Below are 18063 nucleotides of genomic sequence, written 5' to 3' on the forward strand. Positions count from 1 at the left end.
TATGTCAGAAATAATTTATGGATTTATTTTTGGCTTCTTATCCAGCGTTGGCTTCGGTATTATTACCAACAATCCTAGACGGACACTAGTTCCAGCAGGTATTATCGGTGCCAGTGCCTGGGTGGTCTACATTATTGTCAGTTGGTATAACCATGGTTTGATCATGCCTAATTTAATGGGAGCGATTGTGATTGGTATCTTCGGCAATCTGGGGGCAATTTTAGTAAAAGCACCAGTTAATATCTTCTATGTTCCCTGTTTAGTTTCATTGGTTCCCGGAGCTATTTTATACAATAGTATGCGTAATTTTACTTTAGGCAATGATAGTTTAGCTGCTTATGGCTTTATTGAGGCATTGACTGTAGGGATGTCCTTAGCAATTGGTTTCATTATCGCAGAAGTGATAGCCAATAAACTTTATCCTCCTTTAAAAAGATATTTGAACAAACGAGAAAATAAATAGAATGAAATAAACAACGCCTTTTGACTCTCATTGCAGAATCAAAGGGCTTTTTTAGTAGGATGGATTGTCAAATCAAGTTAGATTTCTCAAAAAGATTATCTAATATAAAAGCTAAAAATGGGATTTTGGGGTTTTTCGTAAATTGTTGTAATTAGTATCATAATTTTTGTTGAAAAGACAGGAGTAGAGAGTGTTAAGAATATATTCTATAGATATCTGAGATGAAAAATTTGATACACCGTAAGGTAGGGTCTCTTTTTGAGGTATTAGCAAAACGACGGTGGCATAAAGTGCAAGAGGGCTTTGTTCATCGTCGGTTATAGCAATGATAGGAGTACCATTTTGTCGAAAATGTTTAGCATCATTTACTATTTCAGCAGTTGTTCCACTTCTAGATATGATGATTGCAACATCTTTGTCATCCGAATTTATTGAAAGATAAAACTGCTCAGCCTGTAAGGGCATTAAAAGAATATGATAATTAATTTGTAATAGTTTTAATTGAAAATCAGATAGTCTTATGAAGTTGCTACTAACGCCGATACCGTATATATTATGAGAATTTTTTATAAGAGTGATAGCATTATTTAATTTTTTTGTAGTTAGAAGATGCTGAGTTGCTGTGATAGTTTCAATAGATAATCTAGATATTTTACTGGAAACTGTTAGTGGATCGTCATTTTTTGAAAATGGGGTATTAGCATCAACATTTTCGATGGTTAGTAGTTTTTGCTCATAATCGCGAGCTAAATTAATTTTAAAATCCTTGAAACCAGTGGTTTTACATTTTTTACAAAACCTCACAATTCCCGCAGTAGAAATATGAGTATTTTTAGAGAGTTCATAAATTGACATAGACAAAACAATTTCAGTATTGTTCAAAATATATTGTGATAAGACTAAGTAACTGCTTGTAAAATTATTCTTTTCACGTAGTTCATTTATGATTTGGGTCATTCTAGTTCTCCTCGTAAATGTTTGTTTCGATGTTTATAAGATTTTGTTTACGTTTTAGTGAAACATAGTTTCATTATGACTTAATAGTGTTCCCTCTGATAGTTATACAACATATTATAATTATAGAATTTAGAAAAGGAGATTATCTATTATGGATGGAATGACGAACTTTGTAGAAAAGAATATTGTTCCTAAGGTATCTAAAGTAACTGACTTAAGATACTTCCAAGCTCTTCGTAACGGATTTTTTGCTATTATGCCATTAACCATTATTGGTTCAATTTTTATGTTAATTACGGATTTTCCAGTTAGTGGATATCCAGAATTTATGGCTAATATTTTTGGCTCTCATTGGGCAGACTTTATTTCACCTGCCTATCGTGCAACTTTCAATATGATGGGTCTGATGTTTGCTGGAACTATGTCCTATAAACTTGCTGAAAGCTACAATTTGGACAAGTTAATGGGAATGGTTCTAGGAATCGTTTCCTATGTCGTTGTGTTACCTAAGACTGTTACAACGGATAAAGGTGTAACAGTAGAAAAAGTATTGTCTTTTGATTGGTTAGGTACACAGGGTGTTATTACCGCAATTATTACATCAATAATTACTATTGAAATATTACATTTTTGTGTGAAGAAGAATATTGGTATTAAGATGCCAGATAGCGTTCCTGCAATGGTTAGTAAAGCATTTAGTGCCTTAGTTCCAGGTTTCTTCATTGTCCTAGTTTCTTTAATCATTAATGGAATTGGAACTGTATTATCTGGCTCTTTTCCAAACATGATCTACTCAGTTATTCAGGCTCCTATACAGGGAATTATTGGGGCTCCATTTGCCATTATTTTAGTTGCTGGATTAAATGGGTTGCTATGGTGGTTTGGAATTCATCCAACTGTTATCAATTCAATGCTTTATCCAATTCTTTATGCTAATGCCGATAAAAATCAACAGTTGGCGGAATTAGGGAAATTGACGGCAGGACATGGAAATTATGGAACAGTCCAAATGCTTGATCAATTTGCAACCATTGGTGGGGCTGGATGTACTATTGGTCTTGCCATTACAATGTTTATTATCGCAAGGTCATCCAGAATGAAAGCAATGTCTAAAATTGCTTTTATTCCATCATTCTTTAATATTAATGAACCTTTGATTTTTGGATTGCCAGTTATTTTTAACCCATTAATGTTGATTCCTGTGACTTTGGCTCCAATTGTTTCAGTATCAGTGGCTTTCTTATCCATGTCAGTTGGCTTTATGCCGATGTTTACTAATATTCAAGCTCCTTGGGCGACTCCATTTGGTTTCTCTGGATTTCTTGTCGGAGGGTGGCAAGGATTGGTAACTCAATTAGTTTGTGTTGTTTTAGTTGTACTAATTTATTACCCATTCGTCAAAGCACTAGATAATCAATATCGTAAGGAAGAAGAAGGAGATACTTCCGTCGAATACTAAAAGAGGTAGTTATTTTGGAAAAAGAAAATGTTTATAACGTTTGTAGTGAAGTGGACTTGAAATCAATAGAACCTTATGTACCCATGGCTCCAGACATTGTACAGACTACTTCATTTCATTTCTCAAATTATGAGGAATTTATTGATTATAGTTCAGATGAAAAAAATCATTTTGTTTATACTAGAGGTTCAAATCCAACCATTAAATCACTTGAAGAAAAATTGGCCAAATTGGAACATGGTGAAAAATGTAAGGTGTTCAGTTCTGGAATGGGAGCCATTTCGGCAACGATATTCACACTCTTACAAGCCGGTGATCATGTTTTAATGTTAAACACGATTTATGGTGAAGCAGTTTCGTTTGGAAGATACTTAAAAAAATATAGTGTGGAATGTGACAGGGTAGATATTAAAAATAGTGATGATATTTTAAATTATATTAAACCAGAAACAAAAATGATTTATTTTGAAAGTCCATCATCGCAAAAATTTGAAATGATAGATTTAGAAAAAGTTTCAAAGCTTGCTAGAGACAGGAATATCTATACAGTAATTGATGCTACTTGGGCATCACCTATTTTCCAAAGTCCATTGGATTATGGTATTGATGTTGTTATTCATTCATTATCCAAATATATAGGGGGACATTCAGATAGTGTTGGTGGAGCTATAATAGGTAAAGCTGAAATTATTGATAATATTTTTGAAAATGGACATCAATCCTTGGGAGCAGTAATAAGTCCGTTTAATGCATGGTTAACGATTCGCGGACTTAGAACATTACCTGTTAGAATGACACAATTCGATCAGAGTATTAGATACGTATTAGACGCTTTAAAGAATGATAATAGAATTGAAAAGATATATCATCCATATTTAGCAACAGGCGAACAAAAAGAAATTGCGGATAAATATTTGACTGGGTATGGTTCGCTGTTTGGAATTGATTTCAAAGATAAAGATTTCGACAAATTAAAGATTTTCGTTAATTCATTGAAAATTATTTCAATCGGAGTCAGTTGGGGAGGCTTTGAAAGTTTAGCGTTACCATCTTTCAAGGGTAACAATGAATCTAATTTGGAAGAACGAGGCCTACCAATCTCACACGTTAGAATGTATGTTGGTCTTGAGGATCCTAAAAGTATTGTTGAAGATATTTATCAAGCAATGAACATGGCATACGGCAAATAAAAAAATCCTAATTAGGGTGAAAGATTAACTAAAAATTTTAGTAACTTTGGTGAGATCCATTAGTGTATCAGGGCTGTGCAAAGGGAAAGATAGCAGAATCGAGGCAGTTTTTATTGAATAAATAGTTTGTCTCGCTTAATACTCAATTGAGAACGTGATCAATAATCTTTTTTGAAATCATTACTACCATAAATATCGGTGGAATCGATCAAATTGATGCCACTGTGTCCATGATTTTAGTAGATGCTTGATTCTAGTGTGATTTCTCGAATCTTTAATGTGAAACTATTATACGAACTCATAACTTAAGAACTCCTTTAGATGATTTTTGAAATCACTTTATTCTATGGGGCTCAGGTTATGAGTTCTTTTTTCTAATGTATTGAACTCTAATTGTAAGATTGTTGGGCAGGTAGTTGAAAGTTTCCCCAAACATGGTTTTAAATGCAACTTTTTTATCAAAAATCCTAAAACTTGATTCACATCAATTTTTAAAACCACCTTACCCCTTAGAATATGTCTTGTAAGTTAAGAAAGAGGTAAGCAAAATGACAAAGTTAAACGTATGGATTACGAAACATCAAAATAAAATTACTGCTGCAATTGCAATTTTGATCGTATTGAGTTTACTTTCAGAATACGTTTTAAAATTTGGAACTGCTGCGACAGTCTTCATGATCGTAGCCAGTATCCTCGGAGCAATTCCAGTAGCTCTACATGCTTTTACCGCTTTGCAAAATAAGGTTATCAGTATTGAATTATTGGTAACGATCGCGGTTATTGGTGCCTTTATTATTGGAGAATATGAAGAGTCAGCCGTCGTAACTTTTCTTTTTCTCTTTGGTAACTATTTGGAACAGAAGACTTTGGAAAAGACTCGTTCTTCCGTTAAGAGTTTGACACAAATGGCTTCTACAACCGCCGAATTAGTCAATGAAGATGGTCAAACTGAAACAGTTGACGTCGATGACTTGGACGAAGGCGACCATGTCTTGGTTAAACCGGGTGGTCAAATTCCTGTTGATGGCAAAATCATCGATGGTACAGGTTATATGAATGAAGCTTCAATTACTGGTGAATCAACACCAGTGAAAAAGGGTATCGGCGATAAAGTTTTCGCTGGATCTTTGACCGATAATGGAACTATTACAGTTGAAACGACTTCCGTTGGTGAAGATACTACTTTTGGTAAAATCATCGAACTAGTTGAAGAAGCTCAAGATAGTCAATCACCAGCTGCTCGTTTTATTGATAAATTTGCTACATATTACACACCCGCTGTTTTAATTATTGGTATTTTAGTTTGGGCGATCACACGTGACTTCCCACTAGCTATCATAGTTCTTGTTTTAGGATGCCCAGGTGCTTTGGTTATTGGTGCACCAGTTTCCAACGTTGCCGGAATTGGTAATGGTGCGAAAAACGGAATTCTGATGAAAGGCGGCAATGCCGTAAATAGTTTTTCACATGTTGATACTTTAGTTTTGGATAAAACTGGTACTTTAACAACTGGCCAAATGAGTGTAACTGACGTGGATAACTTTGGTGACAAAGCAGAAAACTTAGCCTTGTTAGCTGCAGTTGAAAAGACTTCAGATCATCCACTAGGACAAGCAATCGTTAAATATGCGACTGATCAAAAAATTACTGCAACACCTGCACTACCAGAACTAGATACTGTAAAGGGCCAAGGTTTAGTTGGCCAAAATGATGATTTCAAGATTCTAGTCGGTAATGAACGTTTGATGAAAGCTAACGATGTCAAAATTTCCGCTGAACAAAGACAAGCTATCGATAAGCGAATGAATGATGGTGATTCAGTTGTCTTAATGGCTATCGATCAAGAGTTGAGATTAGTCGTTGGTGTCAATGATCAATTGAGAAGTGATGCCCGTGAAGGTCTCCAAGCTTTGAAAGACGCTGGTTTGAAACGAATCGTCATGTTAACTGGTGATAACAAAGTAGCTGCTCAAAGAGTCGCTGACAGATTACCAATTGATGAAGTTCATGCAGAATTATTGCCCGAAGATAAAGTAACTTTTGTTAAAAAATTCCAAGCTCAAGGTAGCACAGTAGCCTTCGTTGGTGATGGTATCAATGATAGTCCATCCCTTGCTACAGCTGATATCGGGATTGGTATGGGAACCGGAACTGACGTTGCTATTGAAACAGCTGATATTATCTTGGTTAAATCTAGTTTCGATGCTTTAGCACATGCTTATATTTTGGCTAAAAAGACAGTTGCTAATACTAAAGAAAATATCGTTATCGCTGTTGGTACCGTAGCACTATTGTTGCTCGGCTTGATTGTTGGCGTTATCCATATGGGTAGCGGAATGTTTGTCCACGAAGTAAGTATCTTAGTCGTTATCTTCAATGCGATGAGATTAATTAGAAATAAATCTTCAAAACTTGATTCAAATCAAGTTCTCAAGACAGCAAACTAATTAGAATAGTGTTTGTAAGTTAGTTGAGCAAGTGATTTTCGAATTACTTGCGAGCTGTAAGTGCTTCAAGCTTGAAACATTTACAGCTCGTGGGTATTTGAAACTTCACTAGCGATGAATTAAGAAATATGGAGGAATCGATTATGGCAAAAGCAATTTTACAATTAGGTGAATTAACATGCCCATCATGTATGACAAAAATTCAAAAGGCCGTTGAAAATCAAGACGGTGTTTCAAACGTAAAGGTCCTCTTCAACGCTGGTAAAGTAAGAGCAGACTTTGATGAAAGCAAGACTTCAGCTGACAAGTTGGCTCAAGTTATTACTGATCTTGGATATGAAGTTCTAAAAGTTAAAGTTAAGGAGCTAGCATAATGACAGAATTAACAATTGATGAAAAATTCGCTGCTGAACAAAAGCAGGCTGACGCAGATCACCACAAACCTACAGCTGGAGCAATGACAGGACACATCGTTTCCAATCATTTTCTTTTGAATATCAAGTTGCATCAGATTGCTTGGTTTATCAAGGGAAGCAATGCTGAAAGTTATAAATCAGTTTTAAAACAGACAATTGACGAAAATAATGCTTGGTATGATAAGATAGCTGATGAATTACTTGATGAAGGCCAATTACCTCCATCCACTATGAAAGAGTACTCAGACTACGCTATGATTGAAGAAGATGGCAAGAATAAATATTTGAGCGCTGATGAGATGATTCAAACAGTCGTTAATGATTTCAATACGGATAATATGTTCGTTACTAGAGCAATCAAATTGGCTGAAAACGAAGATCGTCCTTTTATGGCTCAAGTATTAGTTCAATTGTTAGGTTTCAATAATCATCAAATTAGAATCTATCAAGCTTTACTTGGTAAAAGCGCACGTGAAGGTTTTGAAGAGGAAGACGACGAAGATTTCGACTAAGGAGCGATAATTGATGGCAAAGTTGGCACATGACCACACTGCAGAAGATTGTGTAGAGTTAGTTTCTATTTTCAAAAATTTATCAACCGCTGATAAAAAGACGATTGCAACCTTGGTGACTCACCATCACTATAAGAGTGGCGAATATCTTTTTTCAGCCGGGGATAAAGCTGATTCCTTGATCATTGTGGCTCATGGACAGGCGAAAGTTTTTCAAATGTCAGCCAATGGGAAAGAGCAGATGTTGCGCATCCTTCAAACTGGAGACTTCGATGGTGAGGCAGCCTTGTTCGCTGATTCGGAGCATGCCAGTTATGCTCAAGCTTTGATGGACACCGCCGTTTGCCAGATTACCCGTAGTGATTTTCAAAAGTTGATGCAACAGACGCCAGAATTGACAGTTAATATGGTCAACGCCCTAGGACGTCGAGTAGGCCAGTTGGAGCAACAGACAACTGAAGTTACGACTGCTAGCGTTGAAAGCCGTTTGGCCAACTACCTTTTGGAAACAAGTGCTGGACTTGATAATGATGTCTTTACTTTGCCCCTCAAGAAAAAAGATATCGCAACTTATCTGGGTACGACCCCCGAGACAATTAGTCGGAAACTAACAGCCTTAAGTGACCAAGGTTTGATTGAGAAAATAACTAATAATAAATTTAAAATCTTAGACGCTGATCGATTAATGATGATCGATTAAATAAAAAAAGATCCTGAGTAAAATATTGTATTTTACTCAGGATCTTTTGTGCTTTTATGCCGAAATATCAATACGAAATTTCTAAATGAATCTATCTCATCCTACGGCGATGTAGTACAACTACATTCATTGTTCCAACTAATAAGACAAGTCCTAGAAGTGTTAAAGCTGATTGATTTTTATCACCAGTTTGTGGGAACTTTTGAGAGCTATAGTCATTATTTGAAGTTGCATTATTAGATTCTAGTGCTGGACTAGAAGGTAAGACTGCACTTGGTTTGTTAGGACTTAATGGTCCAGGTTCATAAGGACTTTCCGCATTTGGTAACTCAACAACAGGTTGTTCAGTACCAGGTTTCTCGGTACTTGGTTGTTCAGTACCAGGTTTCTCGGTACTTGGTTGTTCAGTACCAGGTTTCTCGGTACTTGGTTGTTCAGTACCAGGTTTCTCGGTACTTGGTTGTTCGGTACCAGGTTTCTCGGTACTTGGTTGTTCAGTACCAGGTTTTTCGGTACTTGGCAATTCAGTGCCAGGTTTCTCGGTACTTGGTTGTTCAGTGCCGGGTTGTTCGGTACCAGGCTGTTCGGTACCAGGATTTTCAGTACCGGGCTGTTCGGTACCAGGTTGCTCAGTACCAGGGTTTTCAGTGCCGGGTTGCTCAGTAACGGGTTGTTCGGTACCAGGGTTTTCAGTACCAGGATTTTCAGTACCAGGCTGCTCGGTACCGGGTTGTTCGGTGCCAGGGTTTTCGGTGCCAGGTTGCTCAGTACCAGGAGTTTCGATCACTGGAGGTGCTGGGCGATCCACTGATGAATCAGCCGTTTCGGAATGTCCTTCTTGGTCAGTCATCGTAACTTGATTAGTAAAGGTATCCTCACCAGTTGGTTCGTTGGTGGTGGATTGATATACCAATCTCATATCTCCGACAAAGCTACCTGTGGCTACAACTGTAATTGTGTTTCCATTTTTAGTAACAGTTATGGGGATAGGAAAGCCTCGGTTGTCCAGTAGTTTGGCACTATTATCAACGTAAGTGTGGTTGGGACCCAGTGTATCAACAAACGTTGGATCAGTTATACCGCTACCTTGAATAAACACATTGACTTCCCAGTTAATTGTAGTGGGTTTGTCCGGATCAACCCAGGCCGCAGATTTATTTAAAATAATCTGTGATAGTGTTTCGGTAGTTTCAGGGGTAGTTCCGTTAACACCAACACGAATAAACCCTTTACGGTTCAATGGTGTCAGTGGCAAAACGCCATTTAAAACAACTGTTCCAGTTGGGGCACCCTTTTTGACTGTAATCGTACCGATAGTGACTCCCAAAGAGTTTAGCATTGGAAATGATCTATCAGAAGTGATTTGAACATTGTCAGGTATACCAAAAGTTAAAGTATCGCCTTCAGAAACCTTAACTCCGTTGGGAATACTCCACTGATAATTCAAGGTGTATTTACTGCTTTCTGGTAATTCAGCATTATGCTCATATGTTTGTCCGTCTGAGTCTGAAATTACTGCGCTATTACTATCGAGTCCTACGACCTCAGTAATATCACGTGCAAAAACTTGATTAGACGTTGAAACTAGAACAAGCAAAAAACTAGCAATAATGGCCGATACCAATATTGTTATTCTTTTCAAATTCATCCCTCCTTAATCAAAGGATTTTCTATCGTAATCTAAATTATTTTTTTTGATAGCTTTGATCGATGCTTAATTTAGCATAAAATTGGGATAATAAAATACTATATGACAAATTGTACTATTATTTATATTGTTATTTTATAACAATTTATGTTATATTACTCTGCTTTTAATAAAACAAATAGCAGTCTTAAACTCCTATCTTATTAGGAATCTAAGACTGCTTTATTTATTATATATTTAACAACTAATCTTTCTGAAGTGGCTGATTAATTACCAACTTTAACACTAGGTTCAACTTGCACCATAGTTTCAATATCTTCCGTTTGAAATTTCTTTGACAATTGAGTCAACATTTCGTCAGTCATCTTATCCAGATCAAACTTAGGACAAAAGCCCCATTCACTGATAGCATCGTCAGCATTGATGTAGTTGGGCCAAGAATCGGCGATTTTTTGAAGTTTAGGGTCTACTTGATAGCTTAATTCAAAATCGGGAATATGTCGTCTGATCGAAGTAGCAATACTTTCAGGATCAAAGCTAATCGAGGTGATATTAAAGGCGTTTCGATGGATCAACTTGTCTGGGTCAGCATTCATTAACTTCACTACAGCGTCGATTGCATCATCCATGTACATCATATCCATTAAAGTTTTATCGGCAATCGGTGAACGGTATTTTTTGTGCTTCAAAGCTTCGTAATATATATCGACGGCGTAATCAGTCGTGCCACCACCTGGGGCTACTTTATAAGAAATTAGTCCGGGGAAACGGACTGAACGTGTGTCGATGTCGTATCTTTCATAGTAGTAGTTTGCTAATAGTTCTCCAGAGACCTTGGTCACACCATAAATAGTTGAGGGATGCATTACTGTGTCTTGGGGTGTGTCGTCAGGATCAGCGTCTGGTCCATAGGCTGCAATCGAGGATGGAGCAAAGAATTTGGTTCCAGCACCCAATTCACGTGCTACTTCTAAAGCGTTTATCAATCCCGTCATATTTAATTCCCATGCAAAAGCCGGATTCTTTTCGGCCTTAGCTGATAAAAGTGCTGCCAAATGAATAATAGTATCGACTTTATTCGCCGTCGCAATTCTTAAGAAAGCGTCAAAATCTTTCACATCTAAAACTTCAAAATGACCATTTTCGACAACGGGATTACCGTCAATTCGTCTGATATCAGTTGAGATAACATTCTCTGGGCCTAAGTCATTACGTAATCTTTCAGTCAGTTCGGAACCAATTTGTCCTAAAGCACCAGTGATCAATACTTTTTTCATGAGGAGTTACTCCTTTCAATATTGAACTGCTTTGTTAAGAATATTTAATTCGGTACCAACTTGTTCATAAACTGCGATTGCTTGGTCTAGCATGTCTTTAGTATGAGATGCGTTGGGCATATTTCTAATACGACCAGTCCCTAAAGGAACAGTTGGATAGACGATTGGTTTAGCATAGACGCCATTTTCAATTAACTTTTGGGAAAATTTCTGAGCTAATTTTTCATCGCCAACAATGACGGGAGTGATCGGTGTTTGCGATTTACCGATATTATAGCCAATGTCTTGCAGCGAGTCTTTGAAATAATTCGCATTGTCCCACAGCTTTTCAACATATTGCGGATTGTTTTGAATCAACTCGATAGCTTTGATACATCCAGCAGCCGCACCGGGGGTTAGTGAGGTTGAGAATAAGAAAGGCCGGGCTTGTGATTTTAACCAAGTAATCAATTGTTTTGTACCAGCTATATAACCGCCAACGACGCCAATTCCTTTGGAAAGGGTACCCATTTGTAAGTCGACATGATCTTGCAAGTGAAATTCTTTCACCGTTCCAGCACCATGTCCCATAACTCCAGTTCCGTGAGCATCGTCCACGTAAGTAATGATGTCATTTTCTTCACAAATTTTGACGATTTCTGGGATATTGGCAATGTCGCCGTCCATTGAAAAAACGCCATCGGTGATATACATGATTTTTCGATAGATATTATCTGATCTTAATTGTTGAGCTTTCATCTTTAAGTCTGCCATATCCTGATGTTTGACACGGATAATCTTGGCTCCAGAAAGTCGAGCTCCATCGATGATTGAGGCATGATTCAGTTCATCGGAAAGTATCGCGTCACCTTTTTTCATGATGGCAGGGATAGTACCCAAGTTAGCGTTGAATCCAGATTGGAAAGCAATTGCGGCTTCTGTCCCCTTAAATTCAGCAATTTTTTCTTCTAATTGTTGGTGAATATCTAGAGTACCGTTAATGGTGCGAACGGCTCCGGCTCCAGCACCAAATTTCTTAGTGGCATCGATTGAAGCTTGAATCACCTCTTGATTGGTCGCAAAACCGAGATAATTATTGGAAGCTAAATTGATCAATCTTTTGCCAGCAATTTCAATTATGGGACCATTACTACCTTGCAAAGTATCGATAGTGTTGAAAAGACCGTTTTTCTTCAATTCGTCGATACCGGTGGTCAAAAAGTTTGTCAGTGTGGTTGAACTCATTTGTAGACTCCTTTGCAATTGATATTGTCCGTACATCCGTACTATACAAGACGGAGAAACCGCTTACAAAGACTTAGCTTGTTAAGCTATCCACATACTAAAGATAGTTCAAGCTGGCTCTAGTTAGTTGGCCTAATAGACGTTTTGTCAAGTGATTAAAAAGTTGAAGTTATATTTAGGGAATATAAAAACTCTAAAAAAACATGACTATATTTATATTTTTTATTAAAAAATATATTCATAGTGTAGAGGATTCGTTATATAATGAGTCGATGAGTTCAGGCTTAGGGGAGAATGACTATGAGGAAAATATTCTTGGCACTTTTGATTTTTGGGGCTTTAGTGTTAACGGGGACAACCAATGTTGAAGCCGCAACAAATAGCAATAATACCGATATAAAAATCGATGGTAATTTTAATGATTGGAAAGATAAACCAATTACTAAATCGAATAGAGGTCTGATAAAGAAGGAGTCTTTAGTAGCTGACAAAGATAACGTGTATTTTTATGCGAGCATGTCACCAAGACATGGTGTTGGTTATCAAGAGATCGCACGTTCAGGTTATAAGTTAACTGTTGGTGACAAAACGTTTCTGCTAACAGTCGATCCAGATGATTATGCGAGTGGCAATCGGCTGACGACGATGAACGTTCAAGAAATTGATGGCGATGGCAAAATTAATAAAGTTGCTGAGTCTTCACAAGTTTATATAAAAAGTAAGGTTAATCAAGGAAACGGTAAAGGTTTTAAATTAGATATGGAATTTAAATTGCCTTTGTCAGAGTTGGGTATAACTAATACAGCTTCACAAGATATTACGCTCTCAAATGAGGACTTAGGAAGTAAAACTTTGCACGTTGTAGGTGGAAGTACTGGTCCAGTCTTGTTAGCAATCAGTGGCTTAGCCATAGCTTTATTTGCGATTTTTAAAATGCCTAGAATCAAAAGACTTAGGGAGACGTCTAATGAATAGTTTTTTGTTACTGGGTATCATTATTTGGATATATTTGCTGTCAGTTGTAAGAAGAGCTCGACTGACGGCTTTTTCTTTTCTTGTCGGCAGTGTTGGCTGTTTTTTTGTCTTGATGACCTTAAGCACGCCTTATTGGGTTTGGTTTTTTACTCACGGAGTGATCGACGGTGTTGCAATAGTTGAAAAACTTATAAAAATGGGCTCTGTTTATCCGAAGTACGGATGGATCTACATTACGAATCAAGCCACTCCGGTTACTTTGCAAATTGACTATGAATGTTCAGGGATAATTGAAACAATGGCTTATATGAGTTTATTGCTTTTTTATCCGACATATTCACGTAAAGAAAAATTTTTTTATTCAATACTCGGCTTGGTTTGGATCTATTTAGCCAATGTTGTTAGATTGATTATCGTTGTGGCAATGGTCTATTTGGGTGGGGCAGACGTCTTTTATTTGGCACATTCAATTTTGGGAAGATTAGTCTTTTACCTGTTGATCATTGTCTTGTATTACAACGTCTTCACTTATTCACATTGGGCGCAAGAATTCTACAAGCTGTTTAAAAAGAAAGTAAGAAGTGTATGAAATATTTTTGGTATTTAACAATTAGACAAATGGGATTTTGGCTGACCTGGATCTTGATTCCCATTGTGATCGAAATAATTCCTGCCGTTATTTCTGCTATCAGGCTGGCTGCCAGAAATGCTCAGACTGTTAAAGAAGAAATGCCGCTTAAATTGCCGTTTATTACGATAATAATACCGGTCTATAATTCGGAAGCGACGCTTTACAATTGTATTAAATCAATTAAGGATTCAACATATCCTGACAAGTTAATTCAAATTATAGTAGCTGATAATCAAAGTACGGATAATAGTTTTGGTGAATTTGCCAGAGCACAAAACAAATTTAATTTGAACATGCAATTGCTTAACACAATTAAGGGGAAAGCTAATGCCTTGAATGCTTCGATTTATGAGGCAATTGGCGTGTATGTAATCAATATTGACAGTGATGGAACCTTGGAAAAGCATGCTTTGATGAATATGGTTTTAAAATTTGAGAATAATATTGATATTTCAGCCATGACGGGAACTATTTTACCTAGAAAAGATTTGATCAAGCGAACTAAAAAGCCTTTCTTAAGATTGTTGCGACAGAATGAGTACTTTGAGTATGCTCAAGCTTTTCTTTCCGGTCGGGTGATCGAATCTTATGAGAATCAATTATTTACCATGTCTGGCGCTTTCTCGGCTTTTCGAAAATCCGTGATTATGAAAACCTTCATGTATGATACGAATACATTAGGTGAAGATACTGAGATGACCTTTCAAATTCGTGATCGGCTGAAGAAAAAGATCTTAATTTGTACTAATGCTATTTTTTATATTGAACCAATCGATGGGTTAGATGCCCTCTATCGACAACGGCAACGGTGGCATCGTGGTGAATTAGAAGTAATTAAGTCGTATATGAACAATAATGCGGACGTAAAGTTTTTCTTCAAGAATTTTTTGGTGCGACGTTTGGTAATTGATCACACCTTTTTATTTCCAAAGATGATTTGGATGTTTGCTAGTTTTGTTCTCTTGTTCTACCGCTATTCACCAGTGGTTTTGGGAATTTCGTATCTTATTATTTATTTTTTGTACGCGATGGTTTCAATTCTGAATAATTTATGTGTGCGAATGTTGTTGAGGGAATTCGAGAATGAACGGCGATTTTATATCAAACTCACATGGGTAGCTTGGACTTTGCCATTTTATAATTTCATCTGTTCTTGTTTTAGATTAGTGGGAACATTGAATGTAGCTAGCAATAGCCACGAGTGGAATGCTTTGAGTTTTAAAGAAGAAATACAGCGAATTTTAAAAGTTTTTGGGAAAGATATTCGGAGTCTGGAGAGGGATAAAAGTTGAATATAGAAGGTTATGAAACATACAGTACTTATAAGTTAACATCTTATATCAATGCTAGTCATGCTGTCCGTTGGGAAAATGGCATTGGAAAAGAACACATGCATACTTGGGCGATTATTTGTGAGATACATGTCAATCATGAACAAATGGTGCCTTTTAACGTGATTGAAAATGAATTGAAGGAAGTGTCACAACGGGTTTCGGGGAAGTTTTTAAATGAAGTACCACCCTTTGATCGTATAAACCCTACTTTAGAAAATTTGACCACTTATTTCTTCAGCGTCATTAACGATATTTTACGTAAAAGAGATGCAGTTTTAACTCGTTTAGAGATTGGCGAATCTCCAACTAGATTTTATTGCATAACCTTGAAATAACAGGGGTGCGTATGAAGAATAAAGTCTTTATTTTTGGCAGTAAATTAATTAAATATTTGTTTTATTTTTTATTTCTATTAACTTGTTATTTTGCGATTACCTCGCCCAATCTGATTTTGGGTGATAATAATGTAACTGGTTCAGGGACGACTATAGTGACGGCTCTATTTATAATTACCGCTTTAATTGTGATCGGAACTTTTTTGACGTTTGAATCTTGGGCGGACTTATTAAAATATATTTTTATTGATCGTCAGTGGGTAACATCAATTACTTCATTAAGTGTGGTAGTGATAATTCAGATAGTCTTCGTATTGAATGTTCATCCAGCAATTGGTTTTGATCCGGGAGCGATTCATCGGGCGTTGATTCAGACAACTGATATTGAAACCAGAGCTTACTTTTCACTTAACATGAATAATATTGCCACGATGTTATGGCAACACCAGTTGGCATTATTTTTTAAAAATCATTCATGGTTGCTGTTTGACCTGATAACTCTGTTTTTCGTTGACCTTTCGGCAGTGTTGAATATTTGTAGCGTGTTAGTTATCGATCCTAAAAAAGTTCCGCTGGCCATTTATATGCATGCATTGTGGCTATCGGTCTTTCCAATGATAATCGTGCCTTATACTGACGCTTGGGTATTACCATTCGTTTCGATGTATATTTTTCTGTATTGTTTGTTGCGATACGGGAAATTAAATTTGATTTGGAAAAGTATTGTGGCACTTTTATTAGGAATTACGGTTGCTGGGACCTACTTTATCAAACCGTCAGCCATCATTGGGATAATCGCCATCGGCTTAATCGAATTGCTATATTTATTCAAAGGTAAATTTTCAAAGGAAAGAATGATTATTGAGTTTATCTTGGGGTTGATAATCTTAATTGGCGCCGTACCAACTTATTCGATTACAAATTATGCCATCGATCACCAAAAATACATTAAGGTCAATGCTGAACGTGCCATTGTGCCATTGCATTTTATCAGTATGGGAGTTTCTGGTGATGGCGGCTACAACGCTCACGATGCTTTAATGATGGCTAAGATGCCTAGTAAACAAGCCCAAACGGCCTATTCCAAAAAAGTGCTAGAAAAACGGCTTCAAAAGAAAGGTTTCTGGGGCTATCTGAAATTTCTTCTCCAAAAGCACGCTAATAATACGGCTGATGGAACTTTTGCCTGGATCAAAGAAGGACATTTTATCAGCGATAATCCTAAACCGTCCTCAAAAGGATTGGCTGGTAAAATCCGTAATTTCGTTTATCTATATGGTAAAAACTTGGGCGATTTTCGATATATAGCTCAAGTGTGGTGGGTATTTTTGTTAGCAACGATTCTTTTTAATTGGAAAGATGACCGTAAAATCGTGCAGTTATTGCGATTGACCATTATTGGAGGCTTTATGTTCTTGCTGATCTTTGAAGGTGGAAGAAGCCGCTATCTAATTCAATTCCTGCCAGCGTTTCTTATCTTGTCAGCTCTCAGCTGGGGTAAGTCATGGCAAAAATTGACCGAATTATTTGCATGGACCAAATTATAAAATAACGTAGCTTATAAAAAAGCTGCGTTATTTTTATGGATACGTGTTATCCGAATTATTATCGCTGGTTTCGTTGAAATGTTCGGTAATAGATGATATTTTAAAAAGACCAAATGTTGAATATGGGGGATCGAATATGTCTACTCCAGAAGAAATTCTGCAAAAGAGTATCACGACCGGAGTTAGTAAATTGAAAAAGACGTTGTTGGCCAAAATGTTGCTGGGCTTTATCGGTGGAGCGTTAATATCAATTGGCTTCTTAGCTTATGTACGGGTGACAGCATCAATTCCCAGTGCTTTGGGGAGTGTCAAAGCGCTAGTCGGTGCAACCGTTTTTCCTATTGGGTTGATTGCTATCCTCTTAGCTGGGGGAGAACTGGCTACTGGAAACATGATGGCCGTGGGAACGGCGCTCTATTCGAAAAAGATTAAATTAAGTGACTACTTGATGAACTTAGCAGTGATTACCTTATTTAATTTCTTAGGGGCAGTCTTTGTAGCTTATTTCTTTGGTCATGTGACAGGTTTAACTCATGCACAGCCTTTTGCTCAAGCGGTGATCAACATTGCCAACAGTAAGACTAGTGCTAGCTTTTTTTCAGCTTTTGTTTCCGGAATCGGCTGTAACTGGTTAGTTGGGTTAGCGGTGTGGTTAGCTATGGGTGCAAAAGATGCAGCTGGCAAGATTTGGGGGATCTGGTTTCCAATCATGATTTTCGTGGCAATTGGTTTTCAGCATAGTATTGCCAATTGTTTTATTATTCCGGCCGCTATTTTTGAAGGTGGGAGTAACTGGTGGCTCTTTTTCCAAAACTTCGTCCCAGTTTATCTAGGTAATATCGTTGGGGGAATTGTTTTTGTTGCCGGATTTTATCATCTGAGTTATAAAAAATAATAAATCTAAATGTTGGTTAATTATCGAATATTGAGATAAAATAGATGGCAAGT

General features: G+C 37.0%; 17 protein-coding genes. 13 read left to right on the forward strand and 4 right to left on the reverse strand.

Annotation, left to right across the window (positions count from 1 at the left end; genetic code table 11):
- Position 1: 1 nt before the first annotated feature.
- Positions 2-463: a threonine/serine exporter family protein gene (locus ACYT32_RS06915; protein WP_395265334.1), complete on the forward strand. Its 462-nt coding sequence runs from the start codon at positions 2-4 to the stop codon at positions 461-463.
- 111 nt (positions 464-574) lie between these two features.
- Here the strand turns inward: ACYT32_RS06915 and ACYT32_RS06920 are convergent, their stop codons facing one another.
- Positions 575-1420 (reverse strand): MurR/RpiR family transcriptional regulator, encoded by an 846-nt coding sequence (locus ACYT32_RS06920; protein ID WP_395265333.1) that lies wholly within the window; start codon positions 1418-1420, stop codon positions 575-577.
- Positions 1421-1571: 151 nt separating this feature from the next.
- On the opposite strand from ACYT32_RS06920, the gene ACYT32_RS06925 reads away from it, so the two are divergent.
- The 6 genes from ACYT32_RS06925 to ACYT32_RS06950 all read left to right on the forward strand — a co-directional run bounded on the left by ACYT32_RS06925 (position 1572) and on the right by ACYT32_RS06950 (position 8144).
- The gene (locus ACYT32_RS06925; protein WP_395265332.1) at positions 1572-2879 is read left to right on the forward strand and encodes a PTS sugar transporter subunit IIC; all 1308 of its coding nucleotides are present in this window, start codon (positions 1572-1574) and stop codon (positions 2877-2879) included.
- A gap of 14 nt (positions 2880-2893) precedes the next feature.
- A complete protein-coding gene (locus tag ACYT32_RS06930) occupies positions 2894-4069 on the forward strand; it encodes an aminotransferase class I/II-fold pyridoxal phosphate-dependent enzyme (RefSeq protein ID WP_395265331.1) in 1176 nt (391 codons plus the stop codon).
- A gap of 548 nt (positions 4070-4617) precedes the next feature.
- Entirely contained in the window at positions 4618-6516 is a 1899-nt protein-coding gene (locus ACYT32_RS06935) for a heavy metal translocating P-type ATPase (protein WP_395265330.1), read from the forward strand.
- A 143-nt stretch (positions 6517-6659) separates the two neighbouring features.
- On the forward strand, positions 6660-6890 hold the full coding sequence (locus ACYT32_RS06940; RefSeq protein ID WP_395265329.1) for a heavy-metal-associated domain-containing protein: 231 nt from the start codon (positions 6660-6662) through the stop codon (positions 6888-6890).
- Positions 6890-7444 carry a ferritin-like domain-containing protein gene (locus ACYT32_RS06945; protein ID WP_395265328.1) on the forward strand — a complete coding sequence of 185 codons (555 nt, stop codon included), beginning with the start codon at positions 6890-6892 and terminating at the stop codon, positions 7442-7444. The genes ACYT32_RS06940 and ACYT32_RS06945 overlap by 1 nt, the downstream gene beginning before the upstream one ends.
- A gap of 13 nt (positions 7445-7457) precedes the next feature.
- On the forward strand, positions 7458-8144 hold the full coding sequence (locus ACYT32_RS06950) for a Crp/Fnr family transcriptional regulator (RefSeq protein ID WP_395265327.1): 687 nt from the start codon (positions 7458-7460) through the stop codon (positions 8142-8144).
- Between the two features lie 91 nt (positions 8145-8235).
- Here ACYT32_RS06950 and ACYT32_RS06955 read toward each other — a convergent pair whose 3' ends face one another.
- The 3 genes from ACYT32_RS06955 to ACYT32_RS06965 all read right to left on the reverse strand — a co-directional run bounded on the left by ACYT32_RS06955 (position 8236) and on the right by ACYT32_RS06965 (position 12293).
- Entirely contained in the window at positions 8236-9786 is a 1551-nt protein-coding gene (locus ACYT32_RS06955) for an Ig-like domain-containing protein (RefSeq protein ID WP_395265326.1), read from the reverse strand.
- 272 nt (positions 9787-10058) lie between these two features.
- Positions 10059-11069, reverse strand: coding sequence for an NAD-dependent epimerase/dehydratase family protein (locus tag ACYT32_RS06960; protein ID WP_395265325.1), 1011 nt, complete (start codon positions 11067-11069; stop codon positions 10059-10061).
- Between the two features lie 15 nt (positions 11070-11084).
- Entirely contained in the window at positions 11085-12293 is a 1209-nt protein-coding gene (locus ACYT32_RS06965) for a glycine C-acetyltransferase (RefSeq protein WP_395265324.1), read from the reverse strand.
- A 300-nt stretch (positions 12294-12593) separates the two neighbouring features.
- On the opposite strand from ACYT32_RS06965, the gene ACYT32_RS06970 reads away from it, so the two are divergent.
- The 6 genes from ACYT32_RS06970 to ACYT32_RS06995 all read left to right on the forward strand — a co-directional run bounded on the left by ACYT32_RS06970 (position 12594) and on the right by ACYT32_RS06995 (position 18010).
- Positions 12594-13268 (forward strand): Firmicu-CTERM sorting domain-containing protein, encoded by a 675-nt coding sequence (locus ACYT32_RS06970; RefSeq protein WP_395265323.1) that lies wholly within the window; start codon positions 12594-12596, stop codon positions 13266-13268.
- Entirely contained in the window at positions 13261-13857 is a 597-nt protein-coding gene (gene xrtG, locus ACYT32_RS06975; RefSeq protein ID WP_395265322.1) for an exosortase family protein XrtG, read from the forward strand. The genes ACYT32_RS06970 and xrtG overlap by 8 nt, the downstream gene beginning before the upstream one ends.
- Positions 13854-15191, forward strand: a complete 1338-nt coding sequence (locus ACYT32_RS06980; RefSeq protein WP_395265321.1) for a TIGR03111 family XrtG-associated glycosyltransferase — start codon at positions 13854-13856, stop codon at positions 15189-15191. Before xrtG ends, ACYT32_RS06980 begins: the two co-directional genes overlap by 4 nt.
- A complete protein-coding gene (locus ACYT32_RS06985; protein WP_395265320.1) occupies positions 15188-15568 on the forward strand; it encodes a 6-carboxytetrahydropterin synthase in 381 nt (126 codons plus the stop codon). Before ACYT32_RS06980 ends, ACYT32_RS06985 begins: the two co-directional genes overlap by 4 nt.
- A gap of 11 nt (positions 15569-15579) precedes the next feature.
- Positions 15580-17115, forward strand: coding sequence for a TIGR03766 family XrtG-associated glycosyltransferase (locus ACYT32_RS06990; RefSeq protein WP_395265319.1), 1536 nt, complete (start codon positions 15580-15582; stop codon positions 17113-17115).
- Between the two features lie 136 nt (positions 17116-17251).
- Positions 17252-18010 (forward strand): formate/nitrite transporter family protein, encoded by a 759-nt coding sequence (locus tag ACYT32_RS06995; protein WP_395265318.1) that lies wholly within the window; start codon positions 17252-17254, stop codon positions 18008-18010.
- The last annotated feature ends 53 nt before the right edge of the window (positions 18011-18063 follow it).

It is taken from the genome of Companilactobacillus sp. FL22-3 (assembly GCF_054881455.1).

What these genes read in the sequence shown, in the direction of transcription:
- ACYT32_RS06915 (WP_395265334.1), top strand. Translation starts at nt 2, where the DNA reads ATGTCAGAAATAATTTATGGATTTATTTTTGGCTTCTTATCCAGCGTT.
- ACYT32_RS06920 (WP_395265333.1), bottom strand. Translation starts at nt 1,420, where the DNA reads ATGACCCAAATCATAAATGAACTACGTGAAAAGAATAATTTTACAAGC.
- ACYT32_RS06925 (WP_395265332.1), top strand. Translation starts at nt 1,572, where the DNA reads ATGGATGGAATGACGAACTTTGTAGAAAAGAATATTGTTCCTAAGGTA.
- ACYT32_RS06935 (WP_395265330.1), top strand. Translation starts at nt 4,618, where the DNA reads ATGACAAAGTTAAACGTATGGATTACGAAACATCAAAATAAAATTACT.
- ACYT32_RS06940 (WP_395265329.1), top strand. Translation starts at nt 6,660, where the DNA reads ATGGCAAAAGCAATTTTACAATTAGGTGAATTAACATGCCCATCATGT.
- ACYT32_RS06945 (WP_395265328.1), top strand. Translation starts at nt 6,890, where the DNA reads ATGACAGAATTAACAATTGATGAAAAATTCGCTGCTGAACAAAAGCAG.
- ACYT32_RS06950 (WP_395265327.1), top strand. Translation starts at nt 7,458, where the DNA reads ATGGCAAAGTTGGCACATGACCACACTGCAGAAGATTGTGTAGAGTTA.
- ACYT32_RS06960 (WP_395265325.1), bottom strand. Translation starts at nt 11,069, where the DNA reads ATGAAAAAAGTATTGATCACTGGTGCTTTAGGACAAATTGGTTCCGAA.
- ACYT32_RS06965 (WP_395265324.1), bottom strand. Translation starts at nt 12,293, where the DNA reads ATGAGTTCAACCACACTGACAAACTTTTTGACCACCGGTATCGACGAA.
- ACYT32_RS06970 (WP_395265323.1), top strand. Translation starts at nt 12,594, where the DNA reads ATGAGGAAAATATTCTTGGCACTTTTGATTTTTGGGGCTTTAGTGTTA.
- xrtG (WP_395265322.1), top strand. Translation starts at nt 13,261, where the DNA reads ATGAATAGTTTTTTGTTACTGGGTATCATTATTTGGATATATTTGCTG.
- ACYT32_RS06980 (WP_395265321.1), top strand. Translation starts at nt 13,854, where the DNA reads ATGAAATATTTTTGGTATTTAACAATTAGACAAATGGGATTTTGGCTG.
- ACYT32_RS06990 (WP_395265319.1), top strand. Translation starts at nt 15,580, where the DNA reads ATGAAGAATAAAGTCTTTATTTTTGGCAGTAAATTAATTAAATATTTG.
- ACYT32_RS06995 (WP_395265318.1), top strand. Translation starts at nt 17,252, where the DNA reads ATGTCTACTCCAGAAGAAATTCTGCAAAAGAGTATCACGACCGGAGTT.